We start from the raw sequence: 14,584 nt of genomic DNA on the forward strand, positions 1-14,584 counted from the left end.
GGCGCGGTCGGCAGGTGCAGTCGGCTGTCGCTACCGACTAGTGCTGCCGGGCGATCGCCGTATGTGGCGGGGCGGTGGTTTCCGGTCTTACTGCCGTTGCCTGAATGCCTGTTCAACTAATGGGGCGGCTGAATTGTGCCGGCAGGTTCCGTGGCCCCGGCAAGACGTGTATTCTAAAATAGATTCCTGGTGGGTGCGGCGTGAGAGATATGGTAGTGCCATTTGTGCTGAATGGTGTGGGCGTTCTATGCGGACTGCTTTCGCTCATGCTCCTTGAAAGCGCTATCGAGCTGGTTGTTGAGGGAGGCTTTGACGCGGCGGTCGCGCTGCTGCTGCTCACGGCCTCGGTGGTCTTTGCGGGGATGGCGTTGGGGGTGCTGCTCGCCTGTGACCGGTCTTGGCGGCAAGGGCCGTCCCAGGAGCGGAGCGCGGGGGCCGACTGCGTGCCGCGTGGACATGCCGTGCCAGCCCGCAATGAGGCGCTCCCGTGGGGTTCGGGCCGCGCCTCGGGCTGAAAGGCGCCTACCCTGAGTTGCAGGAATACGCCGACGTCCGCGACTTGCAGCATCAGCCCCGAAACGACCCGCTGCGCCCGGCCGAGTACGTCCTCGCCGGCCCGAGTACGACCTCGCCAGCCCGAGAACGACCTCGTCATCCCCGAAACGACCCGCTGCGCCCGGTCGAGTACGACCTCGCCAGGCCGAGGACGACCTCCGCACGGTGAAAACGTCCTCGTGGGCCCGAAACCCTCCACGATGTGGAGGGTGTGGGGCGAATGAGGTCGTATTCGGTCGGCGGCGGGTGGTCGACTACGACCTCACACGCCCGAGAACGGCCCTCGAGCGCGATCGCCACACCACACTCCTCACCCGCCGGGCCGCCGCGACACGCACGCTATCAACCACTCTGCGAAGCACCGCCGATCTACCCACCAAACCCCCAAACGCGAAGATCCCTGTTACCGCGCCCCAGATGCCGCGGGGAGGCGTGCGGATGTGCACGCAGGTCACAGCAGGCCAGTGCCGCACGCCAGGCTCAACTGGGAGGCACGCACCGCTGCGGGGAGGTGAGAACGCCGCTGCGGGTCTCGGTGGTGCTGCGGGGGCCACACGCTACTGCGGGGGCATCCACTGCTGCGGGCCACGGACCGGGCCGGCTCGCTCGTGCGCCCCGCGCGACGGTTCGGCACTTCGCATGACGGTTCGGCACTTCCGGCGACGGTTCGTACCTTGGCACCGACGCTTCGTACTTTTCGGTGACGCTACGTACCCCTACCGTACGAACCGTCACCGAACGGTACGAATCGTCGACCAGAACGTACGAACCGTCGCGAGAACGTACGAACCGTCAACCACAGGCACGCGAACCGCGACCAGAACGTACGAATCGTCGGCTAGGCCAGAGTGCCCACCGCCGCTTAGTCCCTCGACCTCCGGGTCGACATCCTCACCGTCACCCGCGCCTGCGGCTCTCATATCGGTCGCCCGAGCATGTGCATACCCGAGCGCGCCTTAGCTGAGTGAGGATTGTCGGCAGTCGGCACGGTATGTGCTGACCCAGTATGTGCCGGCCCGTCGTGAGGTGCCCCCCGTGGGGCTCGAACCCACGACCTTCGGATTAAAAGTCCGCAGCTCTGACCAACTGAGCTAGAGGGGCGCGCCTTCGGCCGGGAGCAGAGCCCATACGCCGTCGGCGTCGCCAGCATAGCGGATGACGGCCTAAGCGCACCCGGGCCCGTCTGGGTCGCCCGCTGCTGCCTCCCGGTGCGCCCGCTGCGCCTGGCGGGCGCCACCTAGGAGTTCCAGGCTCACACTGCACACCGCTGCTCCTTGCGCAACAATGGGACAGGCGCCGCAGCGCCCGCCGACTGCACTGCCAAGTCGGCACCACTAACGCATACAGTCTGCGTGTCCTGCCGCCACCCGGGAACCGCCCGGAACTCATCCGGAATCGCTAGGAGGTCCTATGGCCCGCCAGTTCCATCGCCCCGCCCGGCTCGACCCCGAGGCCGCCGAGAACATCGAGGGCGGCACGGACACCGCCGTCGCCTCTGAGCTTGCTCACCGTGCCGCGCAGGCCCTGATCGGCGGCTTCCCGGAAGACGCTCCGGAAACAGACGCCTCCGTGGAGCGGATCACTCGCAGCGGCGTTGTCACGGCCGTCGCCTCCCACGGAGTGGACGCGGTCGCCGAGCTCTGGGCGGACTCGCCCGCCACCACCCTGCCGGGCACGCTCTGGCGTCTGTTCCTCGTGCGGGAGTGGATTCGGCGCGACCCGGAGCTGGTCGAACGGCGCTACGTCACCGTCGTGGACCTGGCCGCCATCGCGAACGAGCCCGAGGCGGCCGCCGCACGCCTCCGGCTCGACGCGGCGCTGGAAGACGCCCGGCGCGTTCCCTCCGCGGAGCAGGTGCGGGCCGCGATCGACGCCGTACTCGCAGGTCGCGCCGAAGACTCCGTACCCGGGCTGGTCCCCGTGCTGTCCGGAACCGCCGACTTCTTGCGGGCGCTTGCCGCAGGCAGCGATTCCACCTGGATCGACGACGACGCCGACGAGCTCGCCCACCCGGTTACTCGCCGGGACTCGGCCCTGCTCGCCACCGCTGAAGAACTGACGGAGGCGGCGCGGCGCGCCGGCGCCGGCCTCCTGGACTGACTTGGCGCGTGGCGCCGGGCGGATGAGCCGCAGCCGGGCTCCGGGGCCCGCGCGCGGTGGGCGCGGGCCAACCACGGTGCGCGACAGGATCGGGTCCTCCCCGGGGCCCGCGCGCGGTGGGCGCGGGCCAGCGCCCCAGCGCCAGGGGTCGGTGTCCCATGGTTCATTGGCGCGGTTCACTGCCCGATCCGAGGCGGGACGTGGGACGATTCACCTATGACGACGCCAGACCCCGATGCGACCCCCTCCACGACCTCAGCGCCTCTGGCCTCCTTCCTCGGCGGATGGGCCCGCGCGCAGGCGCGGCACGCCGCCGCACCGGGGCCTGCGTCGATGCTTTCAGGAGAGGGCAGCGCCCCGACGAGTCCCTCGGCCGCATCCGCCGACGGCTCCGGCACCGGGCTCAGCGACCAGGAGATCATTGAGGACCACGTCATCGAGTCCGCCGATCCGCGCGACTTCGCCGACGATGCCGGGCCCCAGTACGAGGACGAGGACTTCGACGAGCAGGTTTCCGACGTCGGGGATGCGCGCTCCGCGTCGGGTGGCGTCGCGCAGGTCTCACCCCCCGGCGCCAACGACCAGACGGGTTTCCTGGACTCCGACGACGCCGAGGGCGAGCCCGGCCCGGAGCCGACCGCCGTCGCCCCACTCGCCGCGGACGGCGATCCCGGCTCTCCCGGCGTTGCGTCGGCCGACTCAGCGGCGGGCACAGAGGCCGACCCGGAGTCAGAGCTGCCACCCCTGGATTCGTTCACCGATCGCTTCGCCGACCGGGAACTGACGTGGCTGGACTTCAACCAGCGGGTACTGGAACAGGCCGAGGACCAGGAGCTGCAACTGCTGGAGCGCGCCTGGTTCGCGGCGATCTTCTCCTCCAACCTTGACGAGTTCTACATGGTGCGGGTGGCCGGGCTGATGCGCCGCATCAAGGCCGGCATCACGCCGGTGCGTGCCTCCGGCCTGGATGCCCACCAAGTGGTTGCGGCCATCACCGAGCGTGCTAAGGAGCTCACGGCCCGGCAGGCGGCCCTTTTCCAGGAGGACATCCGCCCAAAGCTCGCTGAGCACAACATTGAGATCCTCGACTGGGACCAGCTGAGCCCGGAGCAGGCGGAGAAGATAACCCGCTACTTCCGCCACCAGATCTTCCCGGTGCTTACGCCACTGGCGGTGGATCCCTCCCACCCCTTCCCCTACATCTCCGGCCTGTCGCTGAACCTGGCGGTGCTGCTGCGCAACCCGCGCTCCGGCAAGGAGCACTTCGCCCGCGTCAAGGTGCCGCAGTCGCTGCCCCGCCTGATCACCGTGCCCGGGCGGGAACTCGACCCCAAGAACAAGCAGGCGGGCACGGCCTTCATACCCATCGAGATTGTCATCGCCCAGCACCTGGATCACCTCTTCCCGGGGATGGACATCCTTGAGCACCACCTGTTCCGGGTGACCCGCAACGAGAACCTCGAGGTGGAGGAGGACGACGCCGAGAACCTCCTGAAGGCCATGGAGAAGGAGCTCGAGCGCCGCCGCTTCGGTGCGAGCGTGCGCCTGGAGGTGGAGGACACCATCAGTCCCTTCGTGCGCCGCTACCTGGTGCGTGCCCTGAACCTGCATGATGACGACGTCTTCGAGCTGCCGGCGCCTCTGGACCTGACCAGCCTCAACCAGCTGCACGACCTGGATATCCCAGAGCTGAAGTATCCGCGCTTCGTGCCGGTCACAGCGGCCGGCCTGGCCCCCCAGGAGTCCAGCACTCCCGGGGATATCTTCGCCGCCATGCGCGAGCACGACGTGCTGCTGCACCACCCTTACGACTCCTTCTCCACCTCAGTGCAGGAGTTCATCTCCCAGGCGGCAGCCGACCCCAAGGTTCTGGCGATCAAGCAGACCCTGTACCGCACCAGTGGGGACTCCCCGATCGTCGACGCCCTGATTGAGGCCGCCGAGGCTGGCAAGCAGGTGGTGGCGATCGTGGAGATCAAGGCCCGTTTTGACGAGGAGAACAACATCTCCTGGGCCCGCAAGCTTGAGCGCGCCGGGGTGCACGTCGTCTATGGCATGGTGGGGCTCAAGACCCACTGCAAGCTGCTGCTGGTGGTGCGCCAGGAGTCCGACGGGCTGCGCCGCTACTGCCACGTCGGTACCGGGAACTACCACCCCAAGACCGCTCGCGGGTACGAGGACCTGGGCCTGCTTACCTGCGACCGGGATGTTGCCCAGGACCTGACCACGCTGTTCAACCAGCTGTCCGGCTACGCCCCCCGCGCCCGCTTCCGCCGCCTGCTGGTGGCTCCCCGTACCGTGCGCGACGGGCTTATTGAGCGCATTGACCGGGAGATCGCCAACAAGCGGGCCGGCAAGCCCGCCTGGATCCGCATCAAGGTCAACTCAATCATTGATGAGGCCTGCATTGACGCCCTGTACCGGGCCAGCCGTGCCGGAGTCGCCGTCGACATCGTGGTGCGCGGCATCTGCGGCCTGCGGGCCGGCGTGCCCGGGCTGAGTGACAACATCCGGGTTCGCTCGATCCTGGGCCGCTACCTGGAGCACTCCCGCATCTACGCCTTCTGCAACGACGGTGACACTGACCTGTTCATCGGCTCGGCGGACCTGATGCACCGTAACCTCGACCGGCGGGTGGAGGCACTCGTGCGGATCACCGATCCCGTCATGATCGGTCAGCTGGAATGGTTGGTCACCCACGCGGCCAGCGACGACGTCTCCTCCTGGTGGCTGGAGCCGGACGGCACCTGGACTCGCCATACCCATGACGCCGAGGGCAACCGGCTCGAGGACATCCAGACGACGCTGATGACCTGGGCGCGCTCGCGGCTGCGGGGCGCCCACTGACGGGCGGGACGGCTGAGATGGCAGACAAGTCCAACGGGAAGATGACTGTCCGTGCTGCGGGTGCGCTCGTCTGGCGCGAGGAGAACGGGCATCTGGAGGTACTGCTGGTGCACCGCCCCAGCTACAACGACTGGTCCTTTCCCAAGGGCAAGGTGGAGCCGGGGGAGTCGGTGCGCACCTGCGCGGTGCGTGAGGTCGCGGAGGAGACTGGTCTTCAGGTTGCCCTGGGGCAGCCGCTGGACACGGTCCGCTACCGGCTGCCCGACGGGTCCCGCAAGGAGGTCCGGTACTGGGCTGCCCGCGAGCTTGCGGATGACTCCCCAGCGCTGCGCGCGCGTACGCCGGTGACACCAGCCGACGCGGCGGAGATCGACGGCGTCGAGTGGGTCCGCTCGAAGAAGGCCCGCGCACTGCTCACCCATTCGGCCGACCGAGATCTACTGGGCTCCCTGGTGGACCTGTGGGAGGACGGCAAGCTGGATACGTGGACCTTTGTGCTGGTGCGGCATGCTCGTGCCGTCAAGCGTTCGGTGTGGAATCGCCCCAAGGAGCGGGACGCCGAGGCCGATGAGGCCACTCGTCCGCTGACTAAGGATCAGGGTGAGGTGCGTGCACGTGCGCTTGTGCCGGTGCTTGCCGCGTACGGTGTCGCCCAGGTGATCACCAGCCCATGGCGGCGCTGCTATGACACGGTCGCGCCGTACGCGCAGGCGGCGGGTGCTGACCTGGCTGCCGAGCCTGCGCTGACGGAGGCTGCGCATGCCCTCAAGCCGAAGGCGGCGCGCAAGGTGGTCTCCAAGGTACTGCGGCGTCGCGATGTTCCGGTCGCTGTGTGTACCCACCGCCCGGTGCTGCCCACGGTCATGGAGGCCATTTCCGACTATGCCCCCGGCAAGCTCCTAAGGTCGGTCCCGGATCAGGATCCGTGGCTCAAGACCGGGGAGATTATGGTGGTGCACATGGCGCGTAGGCCGCGTGGCAAGATTCGCGCCGTCGCGATTGAGAAGCAGCGTCCGATGTTGTCTGAGGGCCGCTGACGCCCCTGTCGCATCGGTGCCGGTGGAGAAACAGGCGCCGATGACCTTGAAGGACGTCGGGCCGGAGAGCGCCAGTCGGCGCGATGGCCGCTCGTGGCGGCTTGTGTTGGAGCCCGGGGCCCGTCGCGGCCCGACGCCTCGATAAGGGTAATACATGCGCCTGGCTGAGCGCCGCACGTACGCCCGCCGCGGATTCCAGGCACTCTTCGTGCTTGAGGGTGTGGCGGCTCGGGTCGGGTGCTACGCCGGTTAGTGCTCTACCACGCCGGTTAGGTGCTTGTTGAAGGGCTGCGGAGCCGATGCAGCCTCGGACGCCTCACGAGCGAGCTCGCGGGCGTCCTCGTCGTCGGGGTATTCGGCCCGGCGGCCTCTTACTCCCTCCTCTGCGAAGGTCTCATGAGCAAGCTCATGAGACCTTCTTATCGTCGGGGTGGCGGGATTTGAACCCACGACCTCTTCGTCCCGAACGAAGCGCGCTACCAAACTGCGCCACACCCCGTGTGCGGGAAAACTATATCCGTCGTTCCGCCGGTGTGGGAAATCGTGTGCCTGAGGGGTCGGTCACCTGTTGTACTTAACGGGCGTGGAAGTGCACGTCTCGCGGCTCTCCTCGCAGCGGGTTCAGGCCGCCGGGCGCAGCGTGAGCAGGGTCGCCTCCGGGCGGCAAGCCACACGTACCGGGGTGTACGGGCTCGTGCCCAGTCCGGCGGAAACATGCAGGAACATGCGGTCACCGCCGCTGGCTCCGGGGCGCGCTCCCGGCCAGGGGGACAGGCCCGACGCACGGCCCCGGTCGAGGTCGCAGTTCGTCACCAGGGCCCCGTACCAGGGCAGGCACAACTGGCCGCCGTGCGTGTGACCGGCGAAGGTAAGCCCGACCCCGTCGGCCGTCATCGCGTCCAGCACGCGCCGGTAAGGCGCATGCGCCAGCCCCAGCCGCAGTGGCCGACCGGCGAAGTCGCGTACAGCGGCGGCGTCGGGTGCCGGTGCAGGGGCGGGGAAGGCGTCCCGGTTCACGTGCGGATCGTCGACCCCCACCGCTTCAATACGACGCGCGCCTACAGTGATCGTGCCGCGCGCATTAGTCAGGTCGGCCCAGCCGCCCGCCGCCTGCAGGTCGCGCACTTCCTGCCAGGGGAGCCCCTCAATGGCGGCCTCCTGTGCAGGATCATCCCCAGCGCGCGGGTCCCGGCGCAGGTAGCGGGTGGGCAGCTTGAACACCGTGGTGCGGTAGTCGTGATCGCCCATGACGAAGGCCCCGGGCAGGTGCAGGAAGGGCTCCAAGGCGCGCCCCAGTGGCTCCAGCCCGCTGGCGAAGGAGAGGTTGTCGCCGGTGTTGACGACGACGTCGGGGTGGGTGTCCGCCAGGCTCCGCACCCAGTCGACGCGCGCCTCAGTGCGGTCGGTCAGGTGCAGGTCTGCCAGGTGCAGGATCCTGAGCGGCTGCTCGCCTGCTGCCAGTACGGGCACGTCCACGCGGCGCAGCACCGGCATGCGCGCCTCGATCAGGGCATATCCGAGCAGGCCGACGCCTGCAGTCAGACCGCCTAGCAGGGCGGTGCGGGCAGCGCGCATATGTCAGTCAGTCCTCGTCGTCGGACTCGTCGTCCGAGTTGTCCCGCGAGTCGTCTCCGCCGTTCTGGTGCTGACTCTGCTGGCCGCTGCCCGAGGTCTGCCGTGTCTGCGCGGAATCATCGGAGCTGCCGCTGGATGCGCTCGGTGCGCCGGAGCCGAGGCTCACCTGGTTGAAGCCCTCAACCGGCTCGCTGGCCAGGGCCGCCTCCATGTACATCTTGAACATGGGCGCGGGCAGGTCGGCGCCGTACATGGTGGCGTAGTAGCGCCCGCCGATGTACTGGTGGTTCATCGCGTAGTAGCGGTCGGAGTGCCCGGCCCAGATAGCGGTTGCCAGCTGCGGGGTGTAGCCGATGAACCAGGCGTTGTCCATTTCGTCGGTGGTGCCGGTCTTCCCGGCCGTGGGGCGCCCGCTCAGCGCTGCGGCCGTGCCGGTGCCCTTGCTGGCCAGCACTGACTGAAGGGTGATCGTCACCTGGTCCGCAGCGGTGGCGGATATGACCTGCTTGCAGCCGGCCGACGGCGTGCTCATCTCGTTGCCGTCGGCGTCGGTGATGGAGTCGATGGCGATGGGCGTGCAGTACACGCCGTGGGCGGCGAAGGTCGCGTAGGCGTTGGCCATGGCCAGCGGGGTGGCCTCAGTGCCACCGAGCACCACCGACGGGTAGGGGTCCACCGGGTCCCCGTTGGCCTTGGTCACGCCCATATCGGCCGCCAGCTGGGTTACGGAGCACACATCCATCTGCACCAGCATTTCCGCGTAGCCGACGTTGATGGACAGGGCCGTGTTGTCCACCACTGAGTGGCGGCCGTTCTCGCCCGGGTTGGCGTTCTTCGGCGTCCAGGGCTCGGGGTGTAGGTCAGGGTCGCAGGAGATGTTCCACTCGTAGGAGCCGAAGGTACGCGGCGTGGTGTTGGTGACTGCGTACCCGGAGCGCCCCTCCTGGTACCACTGGGCCAGGGCGAAGGTCTTGAAGGCAGATCCCGGCTGGAAGCCGTTGGACTCCATGCCGCCATGCAGGTAGTCCGCCGAGTAGGAGATCTGGGTGGCGGTGGGGTCGGAGCCGGTGGCGTCGCCGTAGTTGGTGTTCTGGGACATGGCCAGGATCCGGCCGGTGCCGGGCTCGATCGATACCAGTGCCGTCTTGACGTCCGACGGGTCACCGGTGGGCACGTAGGCCTGCACCGCGGCGTCCGCGGCCTCCTGCTTGGCGGTGTCCAGCGTGGTGGTGATCTCCAGCCCGCCGCGCAGCAGCAGCTGGCGCCGCTCGGTCTCGGTGGCGCCGAAGATGTCGGAGTTCTCGATCTCGCCCACCACGTACTCGCAGAAGTAGGCGGCCGAGCCGGCGGCCCCGCAGCCGCCCACCGAGTCGGTAACCTTCAGCAGGTCCGCGACCTGGGTGTCCAGCCCGGCCTGGTACTCCTCGGCTGTGATGAATTCCTCCTCGTACATCTTCTCCAGCACCCAGTCCATCCGGCTCTTCGCCTTGTCCGGGTACTGGACGGGGTCGTACATGCCGGGGGCGTTGGTCAGGCCTGCCAGCAGCGCGGCCTCGGGGATCGACAAGTCCTTGGCCGAGTGGGAGAAGTAGTGCCGTGCGGAAGCCTCCACGCCGTAGGTGGAGGGGCCGAATGAGGCGATGTTTAGGTAGCCCTCGAGGATCTGCTGCTTGGAGTACTTCTGCTCGACGGTGAGGGCGTACTTGATCTCGCGGAGCTTGCGGGCCACGGTCGGTGCCTTGGCGGCTGCGATCGCGGCGTCGTCGTCACTCTGCAGGCCCGCCTCAATGAGGATGTTGCGGACGTACTGCTGGGTGAGGGTAGAGGCGCCCTGGGAGCCGCCGCTGGCATTGGAGACGACGGCGCGGACGATGCCCGCAGGGTCGACGCCCTTGTGCTGGTAGAAGCGCTGGTCCTCCACGGCCACGATGGCGTTGCTCATATTCGGGGAGATGTCATCCAGGGAGACGACGATGCGGTTCTCAGCGTAGAACTGCGTGATCTGGCTGCCGTCGGAGGCCTTGATCACCGAGACCTGGCTGGGCTCGAGGATGTTGAAGTCATCGGGGAGCTCATCGAACATCTGGGCCGAGGCCTTGGTGATCGCGGAGGCAACCCCGACCGCCGGCATGGCGAAGCCCGCGGCGAGCACACCGCCCGCGCCAGACAGGAGCAGGAACACCAGCAGCATCGCCACGACCTGGGCGGGGGAGGACAGCGACCTGCCGCGGGAGGATGACTTCGACATGTGCCCACACTACGGCCAAATGGCCTCTCATTGCAGTGGGCCACGACGCTATCTGGCTGGAAAACGTCTTAGAAGCGAAGGCGAGCACCGCGGCTTCGGCCTGCCGCAGGGCTGAGCCGCTTCGGGGTGATGGGCGTCGGATGACGCTCGGGGCGGGGGGCGCAGCGCCGGTGGTGCCCGGGGAGGGAGACCGATTTGGCAAATGACCATCGGTTGGCATACCGTCTAGGTGTGATGCGGCTGACATTGTAGTCGGCTGTGGAGGCAGGGAGTGAAAAATGACGAGCGACCAGACCTGGGCGGCACGCGCGGCATGTGCAAGTGTTCCACCTGACCGGCTCTTCGGAAAAGGGGCCGAGCAGCGCGACGCCCGTTCGCTGTGCTTCACCTGCCCGGTGCGCATGGAGTGCCTGGCGGAGGCGCTGGACTCCGAGCTCAGCTTCGGCGTGTGGGGCGGGCTGACCGAGCGTGAGCGCCGCGCGCTACTGCGGCGGTTCCCCGAGGTCACCGACTGGAGTGAATGGCTGCGCCGCGAGGATGACGAGCTCGTTGCGGAGATCCACGCGCGGCGGGCGCCCCGCATCCTGGCGCGCGTGCGCTGAGCCGGCGGCTCCGGTGCAGCCTTATACGGGCTGATACGGGCTTTTACGGGGTCGATACGGGCTTATACGGGCTTTTACGGGGTCGGTGGCCCGGGACCTGCAGATTGTGTGTGCGCAGGCTCTGCTGCGTGAACCCGCCGTCGCCGGCGCCCGCCGGGGGTACGTCCGCTAGGCTCGGGGCATGACCGAAGCGAATAGCAGTGCCCCGGGCGTCACCCGGTGGGAGTACGCAACTATCCCCCTGCTCGTCCACTCCACCAAGCAGATTCTTGACCAGTGGGGTGCCGACGGCTGGGAGCTCGTGCAGGTAGTTCCCGGCCCATCCGGTTCGGAGAACCTGGTCGCATACCTCAAGCGGCCGCTGGCCTGAGCGCCCCGTGCGGGGCGCCATTGCGACGGCGCCGCCCGGTTGTACGGGAGGCTTGGCCCGCTGGGATCACGGCTCGTATCCGAGCGCTGTGTCCGTAACCGCCTCCGGCAGCCCATCGTTGGTGGTTCTTGCCGCAATCCGCGCAGCCTGAACGCCGAAACCAGCACTTCACCAGTGCTGGTTTCGGCGTTCTACTCGCGTAGGTCGCCCGCAGGTGGGAGAGGGTGTCAGCGGGCGCGGCGGCGCAGGCGGTCGACGTCGAGCAGCGTGACGGCGCGGCCCTCCAGGCGGATCCAACCGCGCGAGACGAACTCGGCCAGCGACTTGTTGACTGTCTCGCGGGAGGCGCCGACCAGTTGGGCGAGCTCCTCCTGAGTGAGGTCGTGCGGAACGTGTACGCCGTCCTCCGTGGATGAGCCGAAGCGGTCCGCGAGATCCAGGAGGGCCTTGGCGACGCGGCCGGGCACGTCGGAGAAGACCAGGTCTGCCAGTGCCGTGTTGGTGCGACGCAGCCGCTGTGCCAGCGCGCGCAGCATGTCCTTGGCCAGCGTGGGGTGCGTCTCGATGAAGCTCATCAGCTGGGTGTGCTCCAGCGCCAGCAGATCGGTTGGGGCGACTGCGGTGGCCGTGGTGGAACGCGGGCCCGGATCGAAGAGCGTCAGCTCACCGACTACCTCGCCGGGGCCGAGTACCGCCAGCAGGTTCTCGCGTCCGTCGGCGGATGCATGACCGAGCTTGATCTTGCCGGACAGGAGGATGTACAGGCGATCGCCCGGGTCGCCCTCGTTGAAGAGGATCTCGCCGCGGCGCAGGGTGGTCTGCGTCATCATGTTGCGCAGCTCTTCTCGCTCCTGAGGAGTCATGCCCTCGAAGAGCGGAATTCTGGAGATGATGCTGTCTTCCACGAAGGTCCTCCTGTGGTGTCGTCTGGCGGGCCCGGGGACGAACGGGGCCTCATGCCTCATATCCTAGCCACGGCTTGTGACCTGTGGCACGCCGACGTGCATTGTAGTCTCACTGTGTGCCAGGTCAAACTGTTCAGCAGCCGGGGACGCCGGAAGCCGGTACCTCCGGCACCGATATTTCCCAGGCCCCTGCGCAAGCCCATGCGGCGCTTGCCCAGCGGGCCGCCGCCGTCGACGACGTGCTCACCCGCCTGTACCCAGACGCCGGCTGCACCCTGGACCACGACAGCCCTTTCCAGCTGCTGGTGGCCACGGTCCTGTCCGCGCAGACCACCGACGCCCGCGTCAACACCATCACCCCGGCGTTGTTCTCCCGCTACCCGGACGCTGCCGCGCTGGCCGGTGCCGACCGGGCGGACTTGGAGATGCGCCTGCGTCCGCTGGGAATGCAGCGCACGCGTGCGTCCCGCCTGATCGCGCTGGGCGGCGACCTGGTGGCGGAGCACCACGGGGAGGTGCCGGCCGACCGGGAGGCGCTGGTGGCGCTGCCCGGCGTGGGGCGCAAGACCGCCAATGTGGTGCTGGGCAATGCGTTTGGTATACCTGCGATCACCGTCGATACGCATGTCGGCCGGCTGTCACGCCGCCTGGGGTGGACGACGGCAAGCGACCCGGTAGCTGTTGAGCGCGACCTCTCCGCCCTGTGGGAGCCGTCCCGCTGGACTGATGGTTGTCACCGCCTGATCATGCACGGGAGGACGGTCTGCCGCGCCCGCGCCCCCCGCTGCGAGGCATGCGCCGTGAACGCCGTCGGGCTGTGCCCCCGGGTCGGCGTATGAATGAGGGGCGGCGCGGCCTGCGGAGGGCCAGGCGTGGCTTGTCCGGGGCCTGCGGCGTCGGGTCCACTCGCCGGGGCGGCGCCGTCAATTGGGTGAGGAAGGGCAGCAGTACGTCCACCAGCGCCTCGGGTGCCTCTTCCTGCGGGAAGTGCCCCACGCCATGGATCGTCACCTGCTGCAGCGCGCCGGCCACGTGGTGGGTGTCGCGTGCGTGCGCCCTGGCGGGCTGAACCGGGTCGAACTCTCCCTGTACCGATAGCACCGGGACCGTCGTCGGTCGATTCAGTGCCGCTGCCTCGGCGCGCGTGAGGGTGGATCGGCGCGTGCTCTCAAGGGCCGACCGCGCCGCGCCGGGGCGCGCCAGTAGGGCTGCGTAATACTCGGCGGCCTCGGTGACCAACGGGCGCGTGGCGGGGGCCGACCAAGAGCCCAGCAGGCGTTCCACGCCGACCGTCGTCCGCAGTCTGCGCTCCGGCAGGAGTGGGGCCTTGAGGAACAGGTGCTGCACGGTCGAGCCCATGACGGAGCGCATGGGTAGCGACCGCACGGCCGCTGGGTGCGGGGCCCCGATCGGAATCAGACCCACAGTGAGCTCCGGCTCCAGATTCGCCAGGGTCCAGCCCACCTGGCCGCCGAGTCCTGTGCCCACGACGACGGCGTGGTCATGCCCCAGCGCCCGCACCACGGCGGCTACGTCCTGGGCGAGGGTGACCAGGTCGTAGCCCGACGGCGGGCGGTCGGAGCCGCCGAATCCCCTTAGGTCAAGTGCGGCTACGCGGTGACCGGCGTCTGCGAGGGGCGGGATAACGTGACGCCAGGTCCACCAGCACTCGGGGAAGCCATGCAGTAGCAGAACCAGTGGTCCGGCGGGTGCGGAGGAAGCGACGGTGGATGCCGGTGGGCTCGCTGGGGGAACGGTTTCAAGCGGTATCTCCGGGCCCGCTAAAACAACGTGGAAGCGGGTGCCGCCGGCGGTGATATGGCGGTGCACCCAGGGCCCGGGGCGAGTCACAGTGGCTTGCACAACGGCAGCCTACTGGTTACGCGGGAGTATGCGCGCGGCCTGTCGAGCTGTCGGCTGCGTCGGTGTGCAACCGCGGCCGGCCTTGGTTATGTGGTGTGCTGGGAGTGGTGGCCGGCTTTGGTCGGGTGGTGGCCGGTGTGCGCGTCTGGGTGGGTTGGCGTGCTGGGAGTGGTGGTTGTGGCGAGCCGGGAGTGGCGGCTGTGGCGAGCCGGGAGTGGCGGCTGTGGCGAGCCGGGAGTGGCGGCTGTGGCGAGCCGGGAGTGGCGGCTGGTGGTTGGGGCTGTGCTGGCGCGGCGGTTCGTACGTTCTGGCCGGCGGTTCGCGGGCACTGGTTGACGGTTCGTACCTGGTGGTGACGGTTCGTACGTTCTGGTCGACGATTCGTACCGTTCGGTGACGGTTCGTACGGTAGGGGTACTGTGCTGTCTCCACACTTCTGGGACGGTTGAGTCTCATGACTTCTGGGACGGTTGAGTCTCATG

General features: G+C 68.4%; 12 protein-coding genes and 2 tRNA genes. 7 read left to right on the top strand and 7 right to left on the bottom strand.

Going from position 1 to position 14,584, the window contains the following annotated elements; genetic code table 11:
• Positions 1-266: 266 nt before the first annotated feature.
• Positions 267-515, top strand: coding sequence for a hypothetical protein (locus GZ998_RS02805; RefSeq protein ID WP_219108857.1), 249 nt, complete (start codon positions 267-269; stop codon positions 513-515).
• A 1,067-nt stretch (positions 516-1,582) separates the two neighbouring features.
• Here GZ998_RS02805 and GZ998_RS02810 read toward each other — a convergent pair.
• Positions 1,583-1,656 (bottom strand) — tRNA-Lys (locus GZ998_RS02810).
• Positions 1,657-1,965: 309 nt separating this feature from the next.
• Here GZ998_RS02810 and GZ998_RS02815 point away from each other — a divergent pair.
• The 3 genes from GZ998_RS02815 to GZ998_RS02825 all read left to right on the top strand — a co-directional run bounded on the left by GZ998_RS02815 (position 1,966) and on the right by GZ998_RS02825 (position 6,539).
• The gene (locus GZ998_RS02815) at positions 1,966-2,655 is read left to right on the top strand and encodes a hypothetical protein (RefSeq protein WP_161923457.1); all 690 of its coding nucleotides are present in this window, start codon (positions 1,966-1,968) and stop codon (positions 2,653-2,655) included.
• A gap of 216 nt (positions 2,656-2,871) precedes the next feature.
• Positions 2,872-5,502 (top strand): RNA degradosome polyphosphate kinase, encoded by a 2,631-nt coding sequence (locus GZ998_RS02820; protein WP_219108859.1) that lies wholly within the window; start codon positions 2,872-2,874, stop codon positions 5,500-5,502.
• 17 nt (positions 5,503-5,519) lie between these two features.
• Complete coding sequence (locus GZ998_RS02825) at positions 5,520-6,539, top strand: NUDIX hydrolase (RefSeq protein WP_161923459.1); 1,020 nt, start codon at positions 5,520-5,522, stop codon at positions 6,537-6,539.
• 249 nt (positions 6,540-6,788) lie between these two features.
• On the opposite strand, the gene GZ998_RS02830 is transcribed toward GZ998_RS02825, so the two are convergent.
• From GZ998_RS02830 to GZ998_RS02845, 4 genes are all read right to left on the bottom strand, one after another.
• Positions 6,789-6,989, bottom strand: coding sequence for a hypothetical protein (locus GZ998_RS02830; protein ID WP_219108861.1), 201 nt, complete (start codon positions 6,987-6,989; stop codon positions 6,789-6,791).
• A tRNA-Pro gene (locus tag GZ998_RS02835) sits at positions 6,965-7,038 on the bottom strand. The genes GZ998_RS02830 and GZ998_RS02835 overlap by 25 nt, the downstream gene beginning before the upstream one ends.
• 122 nt (positions 7,039-7,160) lie before the next feature.
• Positions 7,161-8,114, bottom strand: a complete 954-nt coding sequence (locus GZ998_RS02840) for a metallophosphoesterase (RefSeq protein WP_162679756.1) — start codon at positions 8,112-8,114, stop codon at positions 7,161-7,163.
• Between the two features lie 7 nt (positions 8,115-8,121).
• Positions 8,122-10,362 (bottom strand): transglycosylase domain-containing protein, encoded by a 2,241-nt coding sequence (locus tag GZ998_RS02845; protein WP_162679757.1) that lies wholly within the window; start codon positions 10,360-10,362, stop codon positions 8,122-8,124.
• 278 nt (positions 10,363-10,640) lie between these two features.
• Between GZ998_RS02845 and GZ998_RS02850 the strand changes: the two genes are divergently transcribed.
• Together GZ998_RS02850 and GZ998_RS02855 are read left to right on the top strand one after the other, a co-directional pair.
• The gene (locus GZ998_RS02850) at positions 10,641-10,964 is read left to right on the top strand and encodes a WhiB family transcriptional regulator (protein WP_092534064.1); all 324 of its coding nucleotides are present in this window, start codon (positions 10,641-10,643) and stop codon (positions 10,962-10,964) included.
• A 181-nt stretch (positions 10,965-11,145) separates the two neighbouring features.
• Complete coding sequence (locus GZ998_RS02855; RefSeq protein ID WP_162679758.1) at positions 11,146-11,334, top strand: DUF4177 domain-containing protein; 189 nt, start codon at positions 11,146-11,148, stop codon at positions 11,332-11,334.
• 227 nt (positions 11,335-11,561) lie between these two features.
• Here GZ998_RS02855 and GZ998_RS02860 read toward each other — a convergent pair whose 3' ends face one another.
• The gene (locus GZ998_RS02860) at positions 11,562-12,239 is read right to left on the bottom strand and encodes a Crp/Fnr family transcriptional regulator (protein WP_092534071.1); all 678 of its coding nucleotides are present in this window, start codon (positions 12,237-12,239) and stop codon (positions 11,562-11,564) included.
• Between the two features lie 176 nt (positions 12,240-12,415).
• On the opposite strand from GZ998_RS02860, the gene nth reads away from it, so the two are divergent.
• Entirely contained in the window at positions 12,416-13,078 is a 663-nt protein-coding gene (gene nth / locus GZ998_RS02865) for an endonuclease III (RefSeq protein WP_308807142.1), read from the top strand.
• Here nth and GZ998_RS02870 read toward each other — a convergent pair.
• Positions 12,984-14,102, bottom strand: a complete 1,119-nt coding sequence (locus GZ998_RS02870; RefSeq protein WP_162679760.1) for an alpha/beta fold hydrolase — start codon at positions 14,100-14,102, stop codon at positions 12,984-12,986. The genes nth and GZ998_RS02870 overlap by 95 nt on opposite strands.
• Positions 14,103-14,584: the final 482 nt, after the last annotated feature.

It is taken from the genome of Actinomyces sp. 594 (assembly GCF_019325145.1).
Classification (GTDB): Bacteria; Actinomycetota; Actinomycetes; order Actinomycetales; family Actinomycetaceae; genus Actinomyces.

What these genes read in the sequence shown, in the direction of transcription:
- GZ998_RS02815 (WP_161923457.1), top strand. Translation starts at nt 1,966, where the DNA reads ATGGCCCGCCAGTTCCATCGCCCCGCCCGGCTCGACCCCGAGGCCGCC.
- GZ998_RS02820 (WP_219108859.1), top strand. Translation starts at nt 2,872, where the DNA reads ATGACGACGCCAGACCCCGATGCGACCCCCTCCACGACCTCAGCGCCT.
- GZ998_RS02825 (WP_161923459.1), top strand. Translation starts at nt 5,520, where the DNA reads ATGGCAGACAAGTCCAACGGGAAGATGACTGTCCGTGCTGCGGGTGCG.
- GZ998_RS02840 (WP_162679756.1), bottom strand. Translation starts at nt 8,114, where the DNA reads ATGCGCGCTGCCCGCACCGCCCTGCTAGGCGGTCTGACTGCAGGCGTC.
- GZ998_RS02805 (WP_219108857.1), top strand. Translation starts at nt 267, where the DNA reads ATGCTCCTTGAAAGCGCTATCGAGCTGGTTGTTGAGGGAGGCTTTGAC.
- GZ998_RS02850 (WP_092534064.1), top strand. Translation starts at nt 10,641, where the DNA reads ATGACGAGCGACCAGACCTGGGCGGCACGCGCGGCATGTGCAAGTGTT.
- GZ998_RS02855 (WP_162679758.1), top strand. Translation starts at nt 11,146, where the DNA reads ATGACCGAAGCGAATAGCAGTGCCCCGGGCGTCACCCGGTGGGAGTAC.
- GZ998_RS02845 (WP_162679757.1), bottom strand. Translation starts at nt 10,362, where the DNA reads ATGTCGAAGTCATCCTCCCGCGGCAGGTCGCTGTCCTCCCCCGCCCAG.